Below are 21,262 nucleotides of genomic sequence, written 5' to 3' on the forward strand. Positions count from 1 at the left end.
CCGACACTGCGTGATGGGCACAGACGCAGACGCAGGCAGCGCGCCGCAGGGCGACACCGCTCCCCCGGCCGGCGGCGGGCCGCCGCGCGCGGGCCGCGCGACCCGTACCCGCCTCTACCGCGGCGGCACCCTGGAGCGCGAGGACTTCCCCGTCCAGGACATCTCCCGCTACCTCGGCGAAGCCGACTGCACGGTGTGGCTGGACGTGTGCGACCCGGACTCCGCGGACTTCGACATGATCGCCGAGGAGTTCGGCCTGCACTCCCTGGCCGTGGAGGACGCCCGGCACGAGCACCAGCGTCCCAAGCTCGACGTCTACCGCGGCCATCTGTTCCTGAGCGCCTACGCGGTCGCGGTCGACCCCGGCACCGGCGCCGTGGACACCCGCGAGCTGTCCGCGTTCGTCACCTCGCACGCGCTGATCACCGTCCGCAGGGGCGACCAGTGCCCCGTCGGCCCGCTCGTCGACCGCTGGGACAACTCCCCCGACCTCGCAAAATACGGCGTGGGCTTCCTCGTGCACGGCCTGCTGGACTACCTGGTCGACGGCCACTTCGCCGCCGTCCAGGACCTCGACGACCGGATCGAGCAGCTGGAGGACCTGCTCTTCGAGGACGGCCCCGACGAGATCGAGGCCGTCCAGCGCCGCTCCTTCGAGCTGCGCCGCAGCCTGGTGCGGCTGCGCCGGGTGGTGCTGCCGATGCGCGAGGTCGTCAACGCGCTGCTGCGCCGCGACCTGCACGTGGTCCCCGAGCCGATGCTGCCGTACTTCCAGGACGTCTACGACCATGTGCTGCGCGCCGCCGAATGGACCGAGTCGCTGCGGGACCTGGTGACCACCGTCATGGAGACCAACCTGACGGTCCAGGGCAACCGGATGAACCTGATCATGAAGAAGGTCACCAGCTGGGCCGCGATCATCGCGGTGCCCACCGCCGTGACCGGCTTCTACGGGCAGAACGTCCCCTATCCCGGCTTCGGCGGCCACTCCGGCTTCTGGGTCTCGACGATCCTGATGGTCGTGCTGTCCGCGCTGCTCTACGTGACGTTCAGACGCCGGGACTGGGTGTAGCCGGCGCCTTCCGGAGCCCGCCGGGGCCGGGCGCGGCGGGCAGCGGCAGCCCGCGTGCGCCCTTGCGGCGGGCGGCGCGGGACGCGCTACCCGTACGGGCGGCCCCGGCGGCGATGCCAGCCACGATGACCAGGCCACCCAGGACCAGGGCGCCGCGCGCCCCCGCGTACTGCAGCATCAGGCCGAGCACGGGCGGTCCCGCCAGGCCCCACACGGTGCTGGCGCTGCGCCATACGCCCAGCACCCGGCCGCGCATCTCGGCCGGCGGGTGGGTCTGGAGCACGGAGGTGCCCGCGGTGTCGGAGACGGCCTCGGCGACGGCCATCGGCACCACCAGCACGGTCAGCAGCACCAGCGACGGTGCCAGCCCCGCGACGGCCTGGAGCAGCGCGCCCACGGCGGCGAGCGCCCCGACCAGCCGGACCGACGGGCTGCGCAGCCGGCCGGCGAGCACCGCGCCCGCGACGCCGCCGGCGGCCAGCGCGGTCGAGACCATGCCGAAGGCGCCGGCGCCCTGGTGCAGCGGCCCGGTCACCAGGACGGCGAGCGTGAGGGTGTAGTTGCGGCCGAAGACCGAGCTGAGGCCGGTGATCCAGGTCAGCCGCATCAGCAGCGGGTTGCGGCGGAAGTAGCGCAGGCCGTCCCGCGCCGCGGACCGGGACCGTACCGGCTCGGTGGCCGCGGGCTCGGCGGGGGGCGTGACCAGGTCGGCGCCGGGTACGGAGGCGGCGGGCAGGGGCAGCGCGGGCGGCGGGGCGGCTTCCTGCTGCCGGAAGGGCCGCAGGAACGGGATGACGGCCGCCACGCACAGGAACGACACGCCGTTGCCGGCGTAGGCGGCGGCCGGGCCGGCCAGGGTGATGAGCGCGCCGGCCAGGGCCACCCCGATGAGCCGGCCGGCGCTGGATATCACCGAGCCCAGCGCGATCGCGGAGGGCACGTCCCGCTCGGGGACGAGGTCGTTGCCCAGCAGCGCGCAGGCGGGGCCGTCGATGGTGGCGACGAGCCCGGTGAGCGCGGCGAGCGCGAGCAGCGCCCCGACGCCGAGGTGGCCGGTGACCAGCAGCGCGGCGGTCGCGAAGGCCACCAGCGCGAGTGCGGCCTGGCTGACGGCGGCGACCCGGCGGCGCGGCCAGGAGTCGACGACCGAGCCGCCGAGCGGGCCCAGCAGCAGGCCGGGGGCGGCCTGCGCGGCGATCGACAGGCCGGTCATGGCCGCGGAGTGCGTGAGGTGGAGCACCAGCAGGTTCTGGGCGGTCATCTGCAGCCAGGTGCCGATGTTGGACACCAGGTTGGCCGCCGACCACCAGCGCATGGCGGGGCTGCGCAGGCAGCGCCACGGGCCGCCGCCGCGCCGGCGGCGCGGTGCGGTCGCCGAGGTCACGGGGGTCGCGGGTGCCTCGGGGGCGGGCGGGGCGGCGGGCTGCGGGGCGGTGAGCACGGAGGCGGCGGGCGACACGGGGCGGCGCTCCCTTCGGGCCTGGGCAGGCGGGCGGGGGGCCGGCCTGGCGGGGCCGGCGGGGAACCGGGCGCGGCTGCGGACGGGGCAGGCGCGCCTCCACGGCACGGCGCGCGTGGTCCGGGCGCCGGCGGTGGGAGGAGGACCGCCGCCCGGGCGGTCCCGGTCGGGCGGTCCCGGCAATTCTCACAACCGGCTCTCGCCGGCGGGCGGCCCCGGCGCGCGCCGCTCCGCCCGCGCGGCCCCGGATCGGCGGCGCGGCAAGGGATTTCGGGTGCCGGTGAGGTTACTCACGTGGTCCGGGCCACAACCCGCCGCGCCGACCGGCCGCCACGTACCGTGCCGGCGGGTGATCCGGAGAGAATCCCGGAAGGAATCCTCGCCGGCGATGTCGAGAACCCGCGGCCGGCTCCGTCCCAGGTGTGAAGGCGGCCACAATGGGTCGCATCTGCACCGAGGAGACACACCATGGCCAAGTACCTGCTGCTCAAGCACTACCGCGGCGCCCCGGACCCGGTGAACAACGTGCGTATGGACCAGTGGACGCCGCAGGAGATCTCGGCGCACATGCAGTACATGCGGGACTTCGCGGCCCGGCTGGAGGAGACCGGCGAGTTCGTGGACGCGCAGGCGCTCGCGCCCGAGGGGACGTTCGTGCGGTACGACGGCGAGGGCCGCCCGCCGGTCACGGACGGGCCTTTCGCCGAGACCAAGGACCTCATCGCCGGGTGGATGGTGATCGACGTCGACAGCTACGAGCGGGCCCTGGAGCTGGCCGGGGAGCTGTCGGCGGCGCCCGGGGCGGGCGGCCGGCCGATCCATGAGTGGCTGGAGCTGCGCCCGTTCATGACCGAGCCGCCGACCGTCACGGAGTGACCGCGCCGATGGACGAGGGGCTCCTGCGGGACCTCACGCCGGGCGTGCTCGCCGTCCTCGTCCGCCGCGGAGCCGACTTCGCGGCGGCCGAGGACGCCGTCCAGGACGCGCTGGTCGAGGCGCTGCGGGTGTGGCCGGCCGATCCGCCGCGGGACCCGAAGGGGTGGCTGGTCACGGTCGCGTGGCGGCGGTTCCTCGACGCGGCCCGGGCGGACGCCGCCCGGCGCCGCCGGGAGGACCGGGTGGAGGAGGAGCCGCCGCCCGGCCCCGCGCCCGCGGTCGACGACACGCTCCAGCTGTACTTCCTGTGCGCGCACCCGTCGCTGACGCCGTCGTCGGCGGTCGCGCTGACGCTGCGGGCGGTGGGCGGGCTGACGACCCGGCAGATCGCCGCGGCGTATCTGGTGCCCGAGGCGACGATGGCGCAGCGCATCAGCCGCGCCAAGCGCACCGTCTCGGGTGTGCGGTTCGACCGGCCGGGCGATGTCGGCACCGTGCTGCGGGTGCTCTACCTGGTCTTCAACGAGGGCTACAGCGGCGATGTGGACCTGGCCGCCGAGGCGATCCGGCTCACCCGGCGGCTGGCGGCGGCGATCGACCACCCGGAGGTGGCCGGGCTGCTCGCCCTGATGCTGCTGCACCACGCCCGGCGGGCCTCGCGCACCGCGCCGGACGGCGAGCTGGTCCCGCTGGCCGAGCAGGACCGCTCCCGCTGGGACACCGCGGCGATCGCCGAGGGCGTGGCGATCCTCCAGGGGGCGCTCTCCCGCGACCGGCTCGGCGAGTTCCAGGCGCAGGCCGCGATCGCGGCGCTGCACGCGGACGCGCCGGCGGCCGAGGAGACCGACTGGGTGCAGATCGTCGAGTGGTACGACGAGCTCGTCCGGCTCACCGGCAGCCCGGTCGTCCGGCTCAACCGCGCGGTCGCGGTGGGCGAGGCGGACGGGCCGCGGGCCGGTCTCGCGGCGCTGGCCGCGCTGGAGGACACGCTGCCCCGGCACACGGCGGTGGCGGCGTATCTCCATGAGCGCGACGGCGACCTGGCGACGGCGGCCGGCCTGTACGCCGAGGCGGCCCGCAGGGCGCCCAACCTCGCCGAACGCGACCACCTGACCCGGCAGGCGGCCCGGCTGAACGCGCGGCTGCGCGGTTGACGCGGCGGGCTCCCGGCGGCTGCCGCCGTGGGTGGTTTCCGCCGCGGATTCGCCCGTACGGGGGGGGGCGCACTGCGCGCGCCGGGGCGCCCAGTGGCGGGCGGGCATCGTACAGGTGATCCGGCGCGGCGGCTGTGTTCGGGCAACCTTGACGCCCTGTCCTTGACGCGGCGTCAGTCCGCCCGCGAGCCTGGTGGGCACGCTTTTGCGACGAAGGGCTGAACGCGATGAGCTGGGTCGACGAGACCGGGCGCCACGAGGGGTTCGTGGCGGCGGTGCTGGGGGACGGCGGGGAGCCGGGACCGCAGCCGGACGGCAGTCGTATGCCGTGGTGGGCGTACAACGGGGCCGACGGGCCGCGGGCGGTGGCGGTCAGGAGCGCGTGCGGGTGCGGCTGGCGCGGCGGTGCCGTGCACCCGGTCGACTTCGGTGACGACGAGGCGACCGAGGGCTACGAGGCGGAGACCGGCCCGTACGCCGACTGGGAGCGGCACGTCACGGCCGCCGAGGGGCTGGTGCCGTACGACGTGGAGCAGCTGCTGGGGATGCTGCGGCGGCGGGTGGCGGAGCTGGCCGAGCAGCAGCCGGTGGCCGCGCTGCGGGTCGCGGCGCAGGTCGAGGGCATGGCGCCGATGCTGGGCGCGAGCGCGGCGCAGGCCGCCCGGCGCGGCCTGGTGTCGTGGGAGGCGATCGGCCGGCCCTTCGGCCTGGACGCGGAGGCGGCCCGGGCGCGCTTCGCGCTGATCCCGGGGTCGGCGGACTCGCTGGACTGAGCCGGAGCCGGCTCGTCAGCCGGCGGATTCCGCGTCGCTGGCGGCCTCCGCCTCCTCGGCGGACGGCGCGGTCCCGGAATCGGCAGCTCCGGCGGATATGCCGCCCGCAGGCCCGGGCAGCGCTCCCAGGTGCGCCGCGACCCGCTCGCGCAGGAGCAGGTATTCCGCCCAGCGGCGCGGCAGCGGGCCGGGCGGCCGGGTCACGGCGCGGGCGTTGCCGACGCGCTGCCCGTGGCGGAACTGCTCCCGCGTGGCGTCCAGCTGGATGCCGCTGGGCAGCGCGTTCCACCAGTGGTAGCCCTGCCGGACGCCGTCGTGCTCGACCTCGCCGACCAGCAGGTCGCCGCCGAAGAGGTCGTGCACGAGCAGCGCGGTGATGTCGCAATGGCCCCATGCCGGATTGTCCGGCGACCAGGGCTCCCGCTCCTGGTCGTCGGGCGAGCAGGTGTCGGCGGCCCAGGACGCACGCAGCGCCCGGTCGAGCTCCAGCAGGTTCCAGACGGTCATGGGGGCAGCCTCGCACGCGGCACTGACAACGCCCCCTGCGTCCGGGTGGGGCCGGATGAGGCCGGATGAGGCCGGATGAGGCCGGGTGGCGCCAGGGGCGGCCGGGGCGTTCAGGGCAGCGGGTGGAGCGCCTCGGGGGTGAGGTCGGCGAGGGTGGGGTATCCGTCGACCGCCATGACCAGGTCGGCCTCGGCGAGCACCGACTTCAGCACGTGCACGATCCCGTCCGTGCCGCCGAGCGCGCACCCGTACGCGTACGGCCGGCCGAGCCCCACCGCGGTCGCGCCGAGCGCGAGCGCCTTGACGACGTCGGCGCCGCTGCGCACCCCGGAGTCGAACAGGACGGGCAGGCCGCCCGCGGCCTCGACGACGCCCGGCAGGGCGGTGAGCGCGGGCAGCCCGCCGTTGGCCTGGCGCCCGCCATGGTTGGAGCAGTAGAGCGCGTCGACCCCGCCGTCCCGGGCGCGGCGGGCGTCCTCGGGGTGGCAGATGCCCTTCACGACCAGCGGCAGCTTCGTCAGCGACCGCAGCCACGGCAGGTCGTCCCAGGTCAGCGGGTTGCCGAAGAGCTGCGTCCAGAGCAGCACCGCGCCCTGCGGGTCGTCGCGCGGGTCCCTGCCGAGCAGCCGCCGGAAGACCGGGTCGGTGAGGTAGTTGGCCAGGCAGTGGCCGCGCAGCTGCGGGAAGTTGCCGGTCGCGAGGTCGCGCGGGCGCCAGCCGGTGATCCAGGTGTCCAGCGTGACGACGACCGCCGTGTATCCGGCCTGCTCGGCGCGGTGGACCAGGCTCGCGGCGAGGTCGCGGTCGGTGGGCGTGTAGAGCTGGAAGAGGCCCGGCGCCCCGCCCAGCTGCGCGGCGACGTCCTCCAGCGGGTCCACCGACAGCGTCGAGGCCGCCATCGGCACCCCGGTGGCGGCGGCGGCCCGCGCGGCGGCGAGGTCGCCGTGCCCGTCCTGCGCGCACAGGCCCAGCACCCCGATGGGCGCCATGAACAGCGGCGCGGGCCAGCGCCTGCCGAACAGCTCGACGGACAGGTCGCGTTCCTTCGCCCCGACGAACATCCGCGGGTACAGGCCCCATCGGCCGAACGCCTCGGCGTTGGCGCGCTGTGTCGCCTCGTCGCCGGCGCCCCCGGCGACGTACGACCACACCGAGGGCGGCAGCGCCGCCGCCGCGCGCTCCTCCAGCTCGGCGAACGCCATCGGGTGGTCGGGCAGCACACCGCCGAGCGCCCGCAGGTAGATGTCGTTCTGGTAGTTCCCGAACGCGGTGGGCGGGTGCGGCGGCGGCTGGTCGCTCATCGGGGGCGTCGTCCTCGCGGTCGGGCAGGCATGCGGCGCTGCGGCTACTGCGCGGGGTAGATGTCCCCGGCGGCCATCATGCTCTCCTGATCGCTGTCGGATTCCAACTGCCTGGCCCGTTCCTGGAGCCGGCCGCGCTCGGCGGCGTCACCGGCCCGCTCGGCGTCCCCGGCGAGGCGCCGGGCCTGCTCGCGCAGTTCCTCGACATGCCGGTGGGAGGCCTCCTGCTCGGTCTCCGGCTGCTGTGTGGTGGTCGTCTGCTCCGTCATGGCGCGACCTCGCTCCCGTGGGATGTCCTGCCTTCCAGCGAAGCAGGCTCGGCGCCGCGCGGCCACCCGGATCCGGTCCAGCGGTCGAAGCGCCCGGTGATGTCGGCGAAGTGCTCGGCGATACGGGCCGCGGCGGCGTCCGGGTCGCGGGCGGCGACCGCCTCCAGGACCTGGCGGTGCTGGCGGACGACCTGGCCGTGGGCGGTGTGCGGCTTGCCGACCTCGGTCTCGACCTGCCGGTAGACGTCCCAGAACAGCGCGATGAGCTGGAGGACGAGCGCATTGCCGAGCGGTTCGTAGAGCAGTTCGTGGAAGCGGCGGTCGTGCCCGGCGCGGCCGGCGTCGCCGTCGGCTTCGAGCGCGTCGAGCTCGGCGCGCAGCCGTGCGATGTCGGCGTCGCCGAGTTCGAGCGCGGCGCGGCGGATCAGGCCGGACTCCAGCAGCGCGCGCACCTCGACGATGTCCAGCAGCCCGCGCGGGTTGTCGCGGCGCACCGCCAGCCGGGTGTGGAAGAGCAGGCCGGGGGCCATGGAGCGCAGCTGCGCGGTGCCGACGTAGGTACCGTAGCCGTGCCGGATGTCGACGATGCCGAGCGCCTGCAGGCCCTTGAGCGCCTCACGCACCGAGTTCCTGCTGACACCCAGGGTGCGCATCAGTTCCGGCTCGGGCGGCAGCGCGTCGCCCGGATCGAGGTCCAAGTCGACGATCAGGTCGATGACTTGGTCCTGCACGCTGGGCCGGCGCGGGCGGCCGGGCCCGGGGGCCGCCACCGCGGGGGGCTTGCGCTGAGCTGACATGCGGCCTACGTTACCCCCACCCGTAGGACGTCGGACGTCCTACGTCCTACATCCGCACCGCTCCCGAGGATGCGAGCACATGAGCAGCACACACGACGCCGCAGCGCCCCCGTTGCGCTGGCGTGCGGAACTGTCCCGGCGCGACTGGAGGGCCTTCTCCGCCGCGTGGCTCGGCTACGCCATGGACGGCTTCGACTTCGGCCTGATCTCGCTGGTCCTGACCGAGATCGCCAAGGACTTCGACCTGTCCCCGGTCACCGCCGCGACCCTGGTGTCGGCCGCCTTCGTCTCCCGCTGGTTCGGCGGGCTCGCCATCGGCGCGCTCGGCGACCGCTTCGGCCGCCGCCCGGCGATGGTGCTGAGCATCGCGCTCTACGCGGTCGGGTCCGTGCTGTGCGGCTTCTCCTGGGACTACTGGTCGCTGTTCACCTTCCGGATGGTCGTCGGGCTCGGCATGGCCGGCGAGTACAGCGCGAGCGCCACGTACATCATCGAGAGCTGGCCGCGCCGGATGCGCAACACCGCGAGCGGCATGCTGCTGTCCGGCTACCCGCTGGGCGGGGTGCTGGCCGCCAAGACGTACGCCTGGGTGGTGCCGCACACCAGCTGGCGGGTGCTGTTCTGGATCGGCATCCTGCCGGTGATCCTCGCGATCTGGCTGCGCCGCAGGCTCCCGGAGGCCGAGGAGTGGCAGCGGGCCAAGGACGCGGGCGGGCGGCCGGTCAGCGCGACCGCGCGGCTGTTCGGCGACCGCAGCCGGCTGTGGACGGTGCCGGTGTGCGTGGTCGCGGCCGTCGCGCTGCTGGTCGTGCTGCGCAACCAGTCGCTGGCGGTCACGCTGCTGCTGGTCGCGGTGATCGCGGCCTGCTTCGTCGCCCTCGCGGTGCGCTTCGCGCAGCGGCTGTGGCCGGTCGTGGTGGGCCTGATGGTGACGGTGTTCGCCGCGTTCCTGTACTCCTGGCCGCTGCAGTCGCTGCTGCCGACGTACCTGAAGAACGACCTGCACTACGACCCCGGGCAGGTCTCCGACGCGCTGCTGTACGCGGGTTTCGGCTACGCGGTCGGCTCGGTCGTCAGCGGCTACCTCGGCGACCGGTTCGGCACCCGGCGCGCGTACGTCGGGATGCTGCTGGTCTCGCTCGTCTTCGTCTACCCGGTCTTCGCGCTCGGCGAGGGCCACACCGTGGCGCTGTGGGTGCTGCTGTTCCTGCTGGTCGGCACCAGCCAGGGCGCCTCGGGCGTGCTGCCGAGCTACATCAGCGCGCACTACCCGATCGGGATCCGGGCCGCCGCGCTCGGGTTCAGCTACAACGTCGGGGCGCTCGGCGGCGCCGCGGCCCCCGTCCTCGGCGAGAAGATCGCCGGGCCGCTCGGGCTCGGCACCTCGCTCGCCGTGCTCGGCGCGGCACTGACCGCGGTGGTCGTGCTGCTGGTGGGCTTCGACGTGCCGGCCCGCGTGCAGCGCGCGGCCGACCGCCGGGCCGCCGCCGCGCCGGGCAGCCCCGCCACACCCGTCGAACCACCGGCAAGTGAGAAGGTCTGATGTTCCACGGAGTCGTTCCGCCCCTGTGCACCCCGCTCACCGAGGACGGGGAGGTGGACACCGCCTCGCTGGCACGCCTGACCGGCTTCCTGCTGGAGGCCGGTGTGCACGGCCTGTTCGTCGGCGGGTCCACCGGGGAGATCGCCCAGCTGACGGACGCCGCGCGGGACACCGCGCTGCGCACCGTCGTCGCCACCGCCGCCGGGCAGGTCCCGGTGCTGGCCGGCGCGATCGACACCGGCACCCTGCGGGTGCTGGACCACGCCCGCCGGGCGCAGGCGCTGGGCGCCGACGCGGTCGTGGTCACCGCGCCGTTCTACGTCGGCGTCGCCGAGCCCGAGGTCAGGGCGCACTACGAACTGCTGCACAAGGCGCTCGAACTGCCCGTCGTCGCCTACGACATCCCGTCGAACGTGCACTACAAGCTGCCGCCCGCCCTGCTCGGCGAGCTGGCGCAGGCCAAGGTGATCGCCGCGGTCAAGGACTCCTCGGGCGACCTGGAGTCCTTCCAGCGGGTGCTGGACGGCGCGGCGGGCAGCGGGGCGGGCGTGCTCACCGGCTCCGAGACGCTCGCCGACCTGGCGCTGGCGCGCGGCGCCGACGGGATCGTGCCGGGCCTGGGCAATGTCGACCCGCACGGCTACGTACGGCTGTACGAGGCGGCGCGGGCCGGCGACACCGACGCCGCGCGGGCCGAACAGCGGCGGCTGGTCGAGCTGTTCGCGATCGTCGAGGTCGCCGACCGCACCCGGGTCGGCCGGATGTCGGGCGCGCTCGGCGCGTTCAAGGCGGCGCTGGCCGCCCGCGGGGTGATCGCCCACCCGTACACGCAGGCGCCGTTGCTGCCGCTGACCGACGCCGAGGCGCGCACGGTCGCCCAACTCGTCGCGGCAGCCGGGCTGGAACCGGTCGGGTAGCCAACTCGGCGGCTGGAAAGGGTCGTTGTCCGCGGCGCCGATTTGCGCCGCGGACAGGATTTCCTGAACGCTTCCTTCCGAGCCGTGATTCAGGTCACAATCGTTTGACCGTCAGTGAAACCGCCGCGCAACATTGCGGAAACCACTCCTCCACCGAGGGGTTGACAAAGGATCACTCTGTAAACGTTTACAGTTTGCCGTGGGACATGAGGGGACGACAATGACGACATCCGGCGGACCGCCCACCGTGGAGACCATCGCCGAGCGGGCGGGTGTGTCCATCGCCTCCGTCTCCCGCGTTCTCAACGGTCACGGCGCACGTCCCAACACCGTGCGGCGGGTCGAGCAGGCCGCGGCCGAACTGGGGTACGTGCCCAACGGGGTGGCCAGATCGCTCAAGGGCGGCAGGACCAGGCAACTGACCTTCGCCATGCCGGACGTGGGCAACCCCGCCTATGTGTCGATGGTCCGGCAGATACAGGCCGTCACCAAGCCGCTGGGCTACCGGCTGCTGCTGCACTCCACCGACGCCGTCGCCGAGGACGAGCTGGACGTGGTGCGCAGCCTCGCCGACCGGACGAGCGACGGCCTGATCCTGTGTCCGATCCGCGTCACCGACGCGCATCTGGAGGTGCTGGCCCGCGCCGCCCGCCCGGTGGTGGTCATAGGCTCGCTCCCGGACGCCGCCGCGGTCGACAGCGTCCGGGCCGACTCCGTGCACGGCACCGCGCTCGCGGTACGGCACCTGGTGGAGCGCGGCCGGCGGCGTATCGCCTTCATCAACGGCCCCGCCGACACCGTGCCCGGCCACAACCGCGCGCTCGGCTACCGGGCGGCGCTGCGCGAGGCGGGCCTGACCCCGGACCCGGGCCTCACCGTCACCACCGAGTTCGGCATCGAGGCGGGCACCCGGGCCGCGCACCGGCTGCTCCAGGCCCGCCCGGACATCGACAGCGTCTTCTGCGCCAACGACCAGCTCGCCCTCGGCGCCGCCCACGCCGCGCACGACCGCGGCCTGCGCATCCCCGACGACCTCGCGGTGGTGGGGATGGACGACAGCGAGCTGGCGATGGCCGGCCAGCCCGCGCTGACCAGCGTGGACCTCGGCTCGGCCGAGCGCGGCCGGCTCGCCGCGCAGATGCTGGTGGCCCGGCTGGAGGGCGGCGACCACCCGGTGCGCTGCGAGACCGTGCCGCCGCGGCTGGCGGTACGCGCCTCCACCGCGGGCGTACGGGGCGCCGCCGCCGCGCCAGGGCCCGCCACGGCCGACGCGGCCGACGCGGGCGGGCGCGTGGCCGCGGGGAGCGCGTCGTGAGCGCCGTCGCCGCGAGCCGGCCGCGGCCGAACGCCGGCACTCCCCCGCCGCGCACGCCCGCCGGGCGGCGCCGGATGCTGGGCCTGGACCGGGACGCCTGGTTCCTGCTGCTGCCCGCGCTGATACCGGTGCTGGTGCTCAGCGTCGGGCCGCTCGTCTACGGCATGGCGCTGGCCTTCACCGACGCCCAGTCCGGCGTCACCCGCTCGACGTCCTTCACCGGCCTGGACAACTTCGCCGACCTCAGGCTCGACTCGCTGTTCTGGGACTCCTTCCGCATCGGCCTGGTCTGGGCGGTGTGCGTCACCGCGCTGCAGCTGCTGCTGTCGCTGGGCCTGGCGCTGCTGCTGAACCAGAACCTGCGCTTCCGCTGGCTGGCCCGCACGCTCGCGCTGGTGCCCTGGGCGATGCCGGAGGTCGTGGTCGGCATCATGTGGCGGCTGGTCTACAACCCGGACGCCGGCATCCTCAACAACACCCTGCGTCATCTGCACCTGACGTCCGGGCACACCGACTGGCTCTCCAGCCTCACCCTCGCGCTGCCCGCGGTCATCGTGGTCGGCGTGTGGGCGGGCATGCCGCAGACCACCGTGGTGCTGCTGGCCGGCCTGCAGAACGTGCCCGTCGAGCTGCACGAGGCCGCCGGCATCGACGGCGCGGGCCTGTGGCGCCGCTTCACCCATGTGACGTGGCCGGCGATCCGCCCGGTCGTGCTGTCCATCACCGCGCTGAACTTCATCTGGAACTTCAACTCCTTCGGCCTGGTCTTCGTGCTGACCAGCGGCGGCCCGGGCGGCAAGACCCGGCTGCCGATGCTGTTCGCCTACGAGGAGGCGTTCCGCTACGGCCAGTACGGCTACGCGGCGGCCATGGGCCTGGTGATGATCGCGGTCATCGCCGTGCTGCTGACCGTCTTCCTGCGCAACCGGCTCAAGGAGGCCGACCAGTGAGCACCGCCGCCGCCCCCGTACCCGAGCAGCAGGCCGCGCGCCCCGCGCCGGCGGCCCCGTCGTCCTCGCCCGGCCGGCGGGTGCTGCGCCGCCGGGCGGGCCGCACCGGGCAGTACGCCGCGCTGCTGTGCTACCTGGTCTTCCTCGCCTTCCCGCTGCTGTGGCTGGTGTCCACGGCGTTCAAGTCGCCGCGCGAGCTGGGGTCGGTCGACCCGACGTGGCTGCCGCGGCACCCGACCCTCGGCAACTTCCGCACCGCGCTGGACGAGCAGCCGCTGCTGCACGCCGCGCTCAACAGCCTGCTGGTGGCCGGCGCCGCCGCGCTGGTCTCGGTCGCGGTCGCGGTGCCGGCCTCGTACGCGATGGTGCGCTTCCGCGGCGCGGTCAGCCGGGCCGGCACCGGGTGGATCCTGGTCAGCCAGATGTTCCCGCTGGTGCTGATCATCATCCCGTTGTTCATGGTGCTCAAAAATCTGCACCTGATCGACTCCCGGCCCGGACTGGTCGTCGTTTACGTGGTGTGGACGCTGCCCTTCGTGCTGTGGATGCTGCAGAGCTACGTCAGAGCGGTGCCGGTGTCGCTGGAGGAGGCCGCCGCGATCGACGGCTGCGGGCGCTGGCGCACCCTGCGCAGCGTGGTGCTGCCGCTGCTGGCCCCGGGCCTGGTGGCGACGCTGATGTTCGCCTTCGTCACCGCCTGGAACGAGTTCTTCTTCGCTTTGGTCCTGCTCAAGACGCCGGAGAAGCAGACGATGTCCGTGATCCTCACCCACTTCACCGGTGCGGAGGGCGCCGCGGACCTCGGCCCGCTGGCCGCCGCCGCGCTGCTGGCCACCATCCCGAGCCTGGTCTTCTTCGCGCTGCTGCAAAAGCGCCTGGTCGGCGGCATGCTGTCCGGGGCGGTGAAGGGATGATCCGCCGCAGAAGCCTGCTCGGCGGCGCCGCCGCGACCGCCGCCGCTGCCGCCGCCTCGCCCCTGCTGGCCGGCTGCGGCTCGTCGTCCGGGTCGGGCGCGCCCCGGCTGGACTTCCTGTCGCTGGCCTGGCAGGAGGAGTCGGTCAAGGCCAACAAGGCGCTGGTGTCGCAGTGGAACGCCGCGCACCCCGAGGTGCAGGTCCGCTACGTCCAGGGCAGCTGGGACGATGTCCACGACCAGCTGCTGACCTCCTTCGAGGGCGGCGCCGCGCCCGACGTCATCCACGACGAGGGCAACGACCTCACCGACTTCGGCTCCGGCGGCTACCTCGCCGACCTCACCGGGCTGCTGCCCGCCGCGACCCGCGCCCGGATACCCGGCGCCGCCTGGGACATGGCCCGCTTCGCCGACGGCCTGTACGGGGTGCCGTTCCTCCAGGAGCCGCGGATGCTGATCGCCAACCGCACCCTGCTGGACAAGGCCGGCGTACACCTGCCGGACGCGGCCCGGCCGTGGACGTGGCAGGAGTTCGAGGACATCTGCAAGGAGCTGTCCCACGGCGGCTCGGCCGCACGCTACGGCGTGGCCTGGCCGATGAGCTCACCGGTGAGCGTCACGCTGAACCTGGCGGTGACCACCGGCGGCCGTGTCCTCTACGCCACGAAGGACGGCCGCACCCAGGTGCGGCTGGACGCCGCCGACTCCGCCTTCCCCGAGCTGGTACGCCGTCAGGTCGGCGCGGACCGCTCGGCGCCGTCGAGCGCGCTGGGCATGAGCGGCGGCGAGGTGCTGCCGGGCTTCTTCGCCGGGCGGTACGCGATGCTGCCGCTGAACCTGTCGTACCGCCAGCAGATAGCGCAGCAGGCGCCCAAGGGCTTCGACTGGGTGACGCTGCCGCTGCCGGTCGGGACCGGCGCGCCGGACGGCGGGCGGGCGCAGGGGGTGAGCCCGCAGACGCTGTCGGTGTCGCAGTCGTGCAAGCACAAGGAGGCGGCGGCGGCCTTCATCGACTTCATGACGCAGACCCCGCACCTGGTGCAGTTGGCCACCGGCGACTGGATGGCGCCGACCGGCACCGACGCGCTGCGCGACCCGGCGCTGACCACGGACAAGCTCGGCTGGAGCACCGGCATGGCGGTGGCCTCGCACCTGGTCGCCTCCCCGGCGCTGGGCAGGCGCGGCTATCCGGAGTGGTCGGACAAGGTCGCCACCCCCGCCCTCCAGGAGTTCTACAGCGGCGCGATCTCGCTGGAGTCGCTGCGCACCAAGCTCGTCCGCGACGGCAACCGGGTCTTCGACCGCTACCGGTCCTGACCCCAGAACCCCCGAACCCCCGAACCCCTGATCCCCGACCCCCGAACCGCGCGAAGGAGCCGCCGACATGCACGGCACCGCCTGCCGTACGGCGCCGCGACCGCCGCCGCCGCGCCGACGAGCCCGGCGGACGCATGCACCACACAGCAGCACTCACCAGAACGGCACGTCATGAGCACAACTCCCGCCCCATCCGGCACCTCAGTCCTGTCCCCGACCCCGCCGCCGACCGGTCCGCGGCGGGCCGCCCCCGTCCCCGGATCACCGCGCGACCACGCCCGCGGCGCGCTCACCGGCCTCGCCGTCGGCGACGCGCTGGGGGCGCCGGCCGAGAACATGAAGCCGTCGCAGATCCGCAAGCGGTGGGGCCGTATCGAGGACTTCGTGACCGACGACCCGGCGGGCACCGACGACACCGAGTACGCGATCCTGTCCGGCCTGCTGCTGGCCCGGCACGGCTCGGCGCTGAGCACCGGCGACGTGGAGACGGCCTGGCACGTCTGGATCGCCGACCGCGACGAGGGGCCGTTCCGGGGCGCGGGTTTCAGCGAGCGCGGCACGCTGGAGAACCTGCGGCGCGGCCTGGCCTCGCCGATCACCGCGCAGCACCGGCATGCGTGGAGCGACGGCCTGGCGATGCGGGCGACGCCCTGCGGGGTGTTCGCGGCCGGCCGGCCGGCGGAGGCGGCCCGGCTGGTGGCCATCGACGGCACGGTCAGCCACGAGGGCGAGGGGATCTACGGCGGGCAGGCCGTCGCGGCGGGGGTGGCGGCGGCCATGGGCGGCGGGGACACCGCGGCGGTGATCACCGCGGCCCTGTCGGTGGTGCCCGAGGACTCCTGGACGGCGCGCTCGCTGCGCCGGGCGGTCACGGTGGCGACGAGGGTGCGGCACGACCCGGGCCTGACGGTGCTGGACCGGGAGCGGGCGCTGCGCTCGGCGGTCGTCATCGGCGGCTACCCGTGGACGGACCTGGCGCCCGAGGCGGTGGGGCTGGCGTTCGGCGCGTTCGCGCTGGCGGGCGGCGACTTCACCGGGTCGGTGCTCACGGCCGTCAACATGGGCCGGGACGCCGACACCACCGCGGCCGTCGCGGGCGCGCTGGCCGGCACGCTCGGCGGCTGGTCGGCGATCCCGGACCGCTGGTCGAAGGCGGTCAAGGAGGTGCGCGGCAGCTGCCTGCCGGCGATGGCCGGCTACCACGTGCTGGACATCGCCGACCTGCTCTCGCCCGACGGGGACGACCGCGCCGCGGCCCGGCGGGTGGCCTCGTGAGCGACCACCTGCCCGCGGCCGGCCGCCGTACCCGCGGCGACGACGCCGCCCCCGCCCCCGGCCCCGCCGCTGCGGTGGCCGTGCCCGGCCAGGCGCCCGGCGCCCGTACGTCCCCGCCGGGCGAGGCGGCCCGCTCGCGGGTCGAGGGCATGCTGCTGGGCCTGGCGGCCGGGGACGCCGCGGGGTGGCCGGCGGCGCGGCACCGGGCGGTGCGGATGCCGGAGTGGACCCGGCGGCTGACCCGCGAGCTGGACACCTTCGCGGAGCAGAACGAGACCACGACGCTTCCAGTGCCGATCGCCCTCAACCAGCCGCCGGAGCCGCTGCGGCTCGGCCCCTCCGACGACGCCGAGTGGGCGGCCTTCACCGCCGAGGCGGTGGTCGCCTCGCGCGGTTCGCTGCTCAGCGACCTGAGCCGGGACCGCCGGGTGCGCTCGGCGGTGGACCTGGCGTGGATGTCGCTGGCGGCCGAGATCTCCACCGCGGCGGCCCGCGCGCCCGAGGTCGAGTCGGCGGAGATCCCGCTGCGCGCCCGTATCTCGGTACGCGCCGGGCTCGGCAATCTCGCCACCGGCCTGCGCCCGCCGGCCTCGGGGCACGACAACCCGCACTTCTTCGACGACGCGGCCTGCGGGCGGGCCTGCGTGCTCGCGGTGGTGCACCCCGGCGACCCGGACTCCGCCGCGGACCTCGCCGAATACGACGCCCGCTACACGCAGGACGAGGACGGCGTGCACGGCGCCCGCGCGATGGCCGCCGCGGTGGCGCTCGCGCTCGCCGGGGCGCCGGCCGCGCAGTGCGTGGCGGCGGCGCAGCGGCAGCTGCCGCCGGGCTCGGAGATCGCCCGCAACGCCGAGCACGCCGTGGACCTGGCCCGCGCGGCGGGCGGCGGCGACGGCGGCGGCGGCCCGGCCGGCGGGCGGGCCTTCGGGCTGATCCCGCTGCTGGAGCACCAGATCATCGACCACGTCTACAGCTACGGCATCGCCGCCGCCGACACCGTGCCGGTCGCGCTCGCGCTGGTCCTGGCCAGCGACGGCGCCGTGGCCGAGGCGGTGCCCGCCGCCGCGTGCCTGTCGCGCGTCGCGGACTCCGCGCCGGCGCTGGCCGGGGCGCTCGCCGGGGCGCTGGGCGGCGCGCGGTCGCTGCCCCCGTCGTGGCGGGCGGCGTGCCGCACCCTGGCCGGTTGCGCGCTGCCGCGCTTCGCGGGCCTTGACCTCGTGGAGTTGGCCGGACGGCTGGCCGCCATCGAGCCTGCCGTCACCGACCGGGAAGGACTCGGAAACCATGCAACTGACGCTTGAGGACCGTATTGCCGGATGCCTCGCGGGCGCCGCCGTCGGCGACGCGCTGGGCGGTCCGGTGGAGGGCTGGACGCCGGAGCAGATCGCCGAGCGGCACGGGGGCAGGGTGCGCGGCATCGTCGGCCCCTTCCACGCCGACTGGCGCACGGCCCGGCCCATCGCGCCGTACCACAAGGGCGACGGGCACGTCACCGACGACACCTTGATGACGCACGCGCTGGTGCGGGTGTACGGCAAGGTGCGCGACCACCTGGACGCGTACAGCATCGCCGAGCACCTGGTGCCCGACCTGATCGGCACGCCCCGCTGGGTGCCGGAACTGGAGGCCGAGGCGCTGCCGTTGCAGCGGATCTTCCTGGCGGAGAAGTGGATCGTGGCCCGGCTGCACTACGGGCACGTGGACCCGCGCGAGGCGGGCGTCGGCAACATCGTCAACTGCGGTGCGGCGATGTACATGGCGCCGGTGGGCGTGGTCAACGCCGGTAATCCGGCGGGGGCTTACGCGGAGGCGCTGGAGGTGGCGGCGCCGCACCAGTCGTCGTACGGGCGGGAGGCCGCCGGGGTCTTCGCGGCGGCGGTCGCGGCGGCCTTCCTGCCGGGGGCGAGCGCGACGAGCGTGGTGGACGAGGCGCTGCGGCTGGCCAAGGACGGGACGCGGGCGGCGATCGAGGCGGTGTGCGAGGCCGCGCTCGCCTGCGACGACTGGGAGCAGGCGCTCGGCGCGCTGCGCGAGGCCGTCGCCCCCTACGACACGGTGGGGCCGCGCTACCGGGAGCCGTCGCTGGGCGCGCGCCGCCCGTCGCGGCTGCATTCCATCGAGGAACTGCCGGTCGCGCTCGGCATGTTGGTGGTCGCCGGCGGCGACTTCCGCGAGACGGTGCTGGGTTCGGTCAACTACGGGCGGGACTGCGACTCCATCGCCACCATGAGCGGCGCGCTCGCGGGGGCCCTGGGCGGCCGGGCCGCGGTGCCGGCCGAGTGGAGCGAGGAGGTCGGCCGGGCGAGCAGGCTGGACCTGTACGGCCCGGCGGCCGAACTCGCCGTCGTCACCCGGGAGGTCTTCGCCCGGGACACCGCACGCCGCCGCGCCCACGAGGCCGCCTTCGGCACGCTGACGGGGGTACGGTGAGCGGCCCGCTGCGGCTGACGTGGGTGCAGCCGGAGGACCTGGTCGGCCATGAGCTGCGGCAGGCAGCGCAGGACGGCCGGGACGCCTCGGACGTGCGCGCCCGCTGGCTCGCGGCCGGCGGCCACGAGGCCCCCGATCGCGCCGGGGCGTCCCCGCAGGCGCCCGACCCGGCCTTGCGCGTGCTGGCGGGGAAACTGCTGGACGAACTGGAAACGATTACAGCTCCGTCGGCGGCGTCCGAGCCCACCGACCTGGCGGCGATCCACGCGCTGGCCCCGGCGTGGGCGGCACCGGGCGGCCCCTCCGGGACGGCGGTTGCCGACGGGCTGGTGGCGCGGCTGGAGGCCGGGTGGCTGGGGCGGGCGGCGGGCTGCCTGCTGGGCAAGCCGGTCGAGAAGCTGCCGCTGCACGGCATCCGGGAGATCGCGCGCAGCACCGGGAACTGGCCGCTGGACGGGTGGTTCACCGCGGTCGGCCTCGACCCGGAGACCGCCCGGCGCCATCCCTGGAACCGGCGCAGCGCGCCCACCTCGCTGGCCGAGAACATCAGCGGGATGCCCGAGGACGACGACCTCAACTACCCGCTGCTGGGCCTGCTGCTGCTGGAGGAGCACGGGCACGGCTTCGACACCGGGGACGTCGCCGGGCTGTGGCTGGCCGAGCTGCCGGCGGGGCGGACCTTCACCGCCGAGCGGGTCGCGTACCGCAATCTGCTGGAAGGGGTCGAGCCGCCGCTCACCGCACGCCGGCGCAATCCCTTCCGGGAGTGGATCGGCGCGCTCATCAGGGCGGACGTGTACGGCTGGACGCGCCCGGGCGATCCGGCGGGCGCCGCCGACGCGGCATGGCGGGACGCGGTGCTCACGCACACCGCGAACGGCGTCCACGGCGCGATGTTCGCCGCCGCGGTCATCGCCGCGGCGGCCGGCGGCGGCACGGATGTGCACGGGTGCCTGGCGGCGGGCCTGGCGGTGGTGCCGCCCGGCTCGCGGCTGGCCGCCGCCGTGCGGTTCGGGATCGCCGCGGCCCGCGCGGAGCCGTCCGGTACGGCGGCGGGCTTCGCCGCGGTGGTGGACGCGCTGCACGCCGAGTACGGCACCTACCACTGGGTGCACGTCCTGCCGAACGCCGCGCTGCTGGCCGCCGCCCTCACCCACGCCGAGGGCGACTTCACCGGCTCCATCACCCGTGCCGTCTCCGGGGGCTGGGACACCGACTCCACGGGCGCGACAGCCGGCTCGGTGGCCGGACTGCTCGCGGGCTCGCCCGCGGCGCTGCCCGCCCGCTGGACCGCGCCGCTGGACAACCGGCTGGCGACGACCGTCGCGGGGATGGACGGCATCGGCTTTGACACCCTCGCCCGGCGCACCGCGGCGCTGGCGCACCTCCCGCAGGAAGGCACACCATGAGCGTGACGCAGGCCAGGATCGCGGTGCTCGGCAGCGCCAACATGGACCTGGTCGCCTACGCCCGGGTCGCACCGCGGCGCGGCGAGACGGTGACCGGCGAGTCGTTCCGCACCGTCCCCGGCGGCAAGGGCGCCAACCAGGCGATCGCCGCGGCCCGGGCGGGCGGCGCGGTCGCGATGATCGGCGCGGTCGGCGAGGACGACTTCGGCGCGCGGATGCGGGCCGCCCTCGCGGAGGCGGGCGTCGGCACCGACCGGCTGCGTACGGTCCCGGGCCCGAGCGGCATCGCGCAGATCACCGTGGACGGCGCCGGCCACAACGCGATCGTGGTCGTGCCGGGCGCCAACGGCACGGTGACGAAGCTGACATCGGACGACGAGGCGGCGATCGGCGCGGCCGGTGCGCTGCTGCTGCAGCTCGAACTGCCGCTGGAGGGCGTGCTGGCGGGGGCGCGGGCGGCCAGGGAGCGCGGGGTCCGCACGGTGCTCACACCGGCGCCGGCCCGCCCGCTGCCCGGCGAACTGCTCGCTGCCGTGGACCTGTTGGTGCCCAACGAGCACGAAGCCGCCGCGCTCAGCGGCGAGTCGGACCCGCGGGCGGCGGCCACGGCGCTGCTGGAGGCCGTGCCGGAGGTGGTGGTCACGCTCGGCGAGGCCGGGTGCCTGTACGCGGCGCGCGGCCACGAGCCGCTGGCCGTACCGGCGTTGGCGGCGGACGTGGTGGACACCACCGCGGCCGGCGACACCTTCGTGGGCGCGCTCGCCGTCGCGCTCGGCGAGGGCCGCGCGCCGGCCGACGCGCTCGGCTGGGCGACGGCGGCGTCCGCGCTGTCGGTGGAGCGCGCGGGTGCCTCCTCCTCCATGCCGCACCGCGCGGCCATCGACGCCCGCGCCGCCGCGGGGCATCCGAGGGCGTGAGCGCGCCCGTGACGCAAGCAACGACGCAAGGCCCGGCGACGGCGCCGGACGACGACCCGGACGAC

Annotated in this window: 19 protein-coding genes and 1 pseudogene; 15 read left to right on the plus strand and 5 right to left on the minus strand. The window is 75.2% G+C overall.

Features of this window, described 5'->3' with window-relative positions:
* Positions 1 to 13: 13 nt before the first annotated feature.
* Positions 14 to 1,072: a magnesium transporter CorA family protein gene (locus tag HCN08_RS09330; protein ID WP_167982460.1), complete on the plus strand. Its 1,059-nt coding sequence runs from the start codon at positions 14 to 16 to the stop codon at positions 1,070 to 1,072.
* Here HCN08_RS09330 and HCN08_RS09335 read toward each other — a convergent pair.
* Complete coding sequence (locus HCN08_RS09335) at positions 1,050 to 2,387, minus strand: MFS transporter (RefSeq protein ID WP_240969963.1); 1,338 nt, start codon at positions 2,385 to 2,387, stop codon at positions 1,050 to 1,052. The genes HCN08_RS09330 and HCN08_RS09335 overlap by 23 nt on opposite strands.
* Positions 2,388 to 2,999: 612 nt before the next feature.
* Here HCN08_RS09335 and HCN08_RS09340 point away from each other — a divergent pair.
* The 3 genes from HCN08_RS09340 (at position 3,000) to HCN08_RS09350 (ending at position 5,334) form a co-directional block, all read left to right on the plus strand.
* Positions 3,000 to 3,407, plus strand: a complete 408-nt coding sequence (locus HCN08_RS09340) for a YciI family protein (RefSeq protein WP_167982461.1) — start codon at positions 3,000 to 3,002, stop codon at positions 3,405 to 3,407.
* A gap of 8 nt (positions 3,408 to 3,415) precedes the next feature.
* Complete coding sequence (locus tag HCN08_RS09345) at positions 3,416 to 4,561, plus strand: RNA polymerase sigma factor (protein WP_167982462.1); 1,146 nt, start codon at positions 3,416 to 3,418, stop codon at positions 4,559 to 4,561.
* 227 nt (positions 4,562 to 4,788) lie between these two features.
* A complete protein-coding gene (locus tag HCN08_RS09350) occupies positions 4,789 to 5,334 on the plus strand; it encodes a hypothetical protein (protein ID WP_167982463.1) in 546 nt (181 codons plus the stop codon).
* Between the two features lie 105 nt (positions 5,335 to 5,439).
* Here the strand turns inward: HCN08_RS09350 and HCN08_RS09355 are convergent.
* The 4 genes and pseudogenes from HCN08_RS09355 to HCN08_RS09370 form a co-directional block, all read right to left on the minus strand.
* Positions 5,440 to 5,841: pseudogene (locus tag HCN08_RS09355) on the minus strand (YunG family protein); the annotation flags it as partial.
* Between the two features lie 110 nt (positions 5,842 to 5,951).
* The gene (locus HCN08_RS09360) at positions 5,952 to 7,142 is read right to left on the minus strand and encodes an alpha-hydroxy-acid oxidizing protein (protein WP_167982464.1); all 1,191 of its coding nucleotides are present in this window, start codon (positions 7,140 to 7,142) and stop codon (positions 5,952 to 5,954) included.
* 44 nt (positions 7,143 to 7,186) lie between these two features.
* Positions 7,187 to 7,411: a DUF6381 family protein gene (locus HCN08_RS09365; RefSeq protein ID WP_240969925.1), complete on the minus strand. Its 225-nt coding sequence runs from the start codon at positions 7,409 to 7,411 to the stop codon at positions 7,187 to 7,189.
* A complete protein-coding gene (locus HCN08_RS09370) occupies positions 7,408 to 8,208 on the minus strand; it encodes a FadR/GntR family transcriptional regulator (protein WP_167982465.1) in 801 nt (266 codons plus the stop codon). Before HCN08_RS09370 ends, HCN08_RS09365 begins: the two co-directional genes overlap by 4 nt.
* Before the next feature lie 79 nt (positions 8,209 to 8,287).
* On the opposite strand from HCN08_RS09370, the gene HCN08_RS09375 reads away from it, so the two are divergent.
* From HCN08_RS09375 to HCN08_RS09425, 11 genes are all read left to right on the plus strand, one after another.
* On the plus strand, positions 8,288 to 9,751 hold the full coding sequence (locus tag HCN08_RS09375; protein ID WP_167982466.1) for a sialate:H+ symport family MFS transporter: 1,464 nt from the start codon (positions 8,288 to 8,290) through the stop codon (positions 9,749 to 9,751).
* Positions 9,751 to 10,668 carry a dihydrodipicolinate synthase family protein gene (locus tag HCN08_RS09380; protein ID WP_167982467.1) on the plus strand — a complete coding sequence of 306 codons (918 nt, stop codon included), beginning with the start codon at positions 9,751 to 9,753 and terminating at the stop codon, positions 10,666 to 10,668. The genes HCN08_RS09375 and HCN08_RS09380 overlap by 1 nt, the downstream gene beginning before the upstream one ends.
* Positions 10,669 to 10,888: 220 nt before the next feature.
* Positions 10,889 to 11,983, plus strand: coding sequence for a LacI family DNA-binding transcriptional regulator (locus HCN08_RS09385; protein WP_167982468.1), 1,095 nt, complete (start codon positions 10,889 to 10,891; stop codon positions 11,981 to 11,983).
* A gap of 74 nt (positions 11,984 to 12,057) precedes the next feature.
* Entirely contained in the window at positions 12,058 to 12,933 is an 876-nt protein-coding gene (locus HCN08_RS09390) for a carbohydrate ABC transporter permease (RefSeq protein ID WP_167982599.1), read from the plus strand.
* Between the two features lie 80 nt (positions 12,934 to 13,013).
* Positions 13,014 to 13,847, plus strand: coding sequence for a carbohydrate ABC transporter permease (locus HCN08_RS09395; RefSeq protein ID WP_167982600.1), 834 nt, complete (start codon positions 13,014 to 13,016; stop codon positions 13,845 to 13,847).
* Entirely contained in the window at positions 13,847 to 15,163 is a 1,317-nt protein-coding gene (locus HCN08_RS09400) for an ABC transporter substrate-binding protein (RefSeq protein WP_322974356.1), read from the plus strand. Before HCN08_RS09395 ends, HCN08_RS09400 begins: the two co-directional genes overlap by 1 nt.
* 171 nt (positions 15,164 to 15,334) lie before the next feature.
* On the plus strand, positions 15,335 to 16,438 hold the full coding sequence (locus HCN08_RS35200; protein WP_167982470.1) for an ADP-ribosylglycohydrolase family protein: 1,104 nt from the start codon (positions 15,335 to 15,337) through the stop codon (positions 16,436 to 16,438).
* A complete protein-coding gene (locus HCN08_RS35205; RefSeq protein WP_407648717.1) occupies positions 16,435 to 17,742 on the plus strand; it encodes an ADP-ribosylglycohydrolase family protein in 1,308 nt (435 codons plus the stop codon). The genes HCN08_RS35200 and HCN08_RS35205 overlap by 4 nt, the downstream gene beginning before the upstream one ends.
* Positions 17,726 to 18,871, plus strand: coding sequence for an ADP-ribosylglycohydrolase family protein (locus HCN08_RS09415; protein WP_167982471.1), 1,146 nt, complete (start codon positions 17,726 to 17,728; stop codon positions 18,869 to 18,871). Before HCN08_RS35205 ends, HCN08_RS09415 begins: the two co-directional genes overlap by 17 nt.
* Entirely contained in the window at positions 18,868 to 20,280 is a 1,413-nt protein-coding gene (locus HCN08_RS09420) for an ADP-ribosylglycohydrolase family protein (protein WP_167982472.1), read from the plus strand. Before HCN08_RS09415 ends, HCN08_RS09420 begins: the two co-directional genes overlap by 4 nt.
* On the plus strand, positions 20,277 to 21,197 hold the full coding sequence (locus tag HCN08_RS09425; RefSeq protein ID WP_167982473.1) for a ribokinase: 921 nt from the start codon (positions 20,277 to 20,279) through the stop codon (positions 21,195 to 21,197). Before HCN08_RS09420 ends, HCN08_RS09425 begins: the two co-directional genes overlap by 4 nt.
* Positions 21,198 to 21,262: the final 65 nt, after the last annotated feature.

Origin of the sequence: Actinacidiphila epipremni (assembly GCF_012034175.1) — a bacterium.
In the GTDB taxonomy this organism is placed as follows: domain Bacteria; phylum Actinomycetota; class Actinomycetes; order Streptomycetales; family Streptomycetaceae; genus Actinacidiphila; species Actinacidiphila epipremni.

Bases quoted from the DNA above. Each gene is read 5' to 3' on its own strand.
- HCN08_RS09360 (WP_167982464.1), bottom strand. From the start codon at position 7,142: ATGAGCGACCAGCCGCCGCCGCACCCGCCCACCGCGTTCGGGAACTAC.
- HCN08_RS09335 (WP_240969963.1), bottom strand. From the start codon at position 2,387: ATGCGCTGGTGGTCGGCGGCCAACCTGGTGTCCAACATCGGCACCTGG.
- HCN08_RS09415 (WP_167982471.1), top strand. From the start codon at position 17,726: ATGCAACTGACGCTTGAGGACCGTATTGCCGGATGCCTCGCGGGCGCC.
- HCN08_RS09370 (WP_167982465.1), bottom strand. From the start codon at position 8,208: ATGTCAGCTCAGCGCAAGCCCCCCGCGGTGGCGGCCCCCGGGCCCGGC.
- HCN08_RS09365 (WP_240969925.1), bottom strand. From the start codon at position 7,411: ATGACGGAGCAGACGACCACCACACAGCAGCCGGAGACCGAGCAGGAG.
- HCN08_RS09345 (WP_167982462.1), top strand. From the start codon at position 3,416: ATGGACGAGGGGCTCCTGCGGGACCTCACGCCGGGCGTGCTCGCCGTC.
- HCN08_RS35200 (WP_167982470.1), top strand. From the start codon at position 15,335: ATGAGCACAACTCCCGCCCCATCCGGCACCTCAGTCCTGTCCCCGACC.
- HCN08_RS09380 (WP_167982467.1), top strand. From the start codon at position 9,751: ATGTTCCACGGAGTCGTTCCGCCCCTGTGCACCCCGCTCACCGAGGAC.
- HCN08_RS09390 (WP_167982599.1), top strand. From the start codon at position 12,058: ATGCTGGGCCTGGACCGGGACGCCTGGTTCCTGCTGCTGCCCGCGCTG.
- HCN08_RS09330 (WP_167982460.1), top strand. From the start codon at position 14: ATGGGCACAGACGCAGACGCAGGCAGCGCGCCGCAGGGCGACACCGCT.
- HCN08_RS09340 (WP_167982461.1), top strand. From the start codon at position 3,000: ATGGCCAAGTACCTGCTGCTCAAGCACTACCGCGGCGCCCCGGACCCG.
- HCN08_RS09385 (WP_167982468.1), top strand. From the start codon at position 10,889: ATGACGACATCCGGCGGACCGCCCACCGTGGAGACCATCGCCGAGCGG.
- HCN08_RS09350 (WP_167982463.1), top strand. From the start codon at position 4,789: ATGAGCTGGGTCGACGAGACCGGGCGCCACGAGGGGTTCGTGGCGGCG.
- HCN08_RS09375 (WP_167982466.1), top strand. From the start codon at position 8,288: ATGAGCAGCACACACGACGCCGCAGCGCCCCCGTTGCGCTGGCGTGCG.
- HCN08_RS09425 (WP_167982473.1), top strand. From the start codon at position 20,277: ATGAGCGTGACGCAGGCCAGGATCGCGGTGCTCGGCAGCGCCAACATG.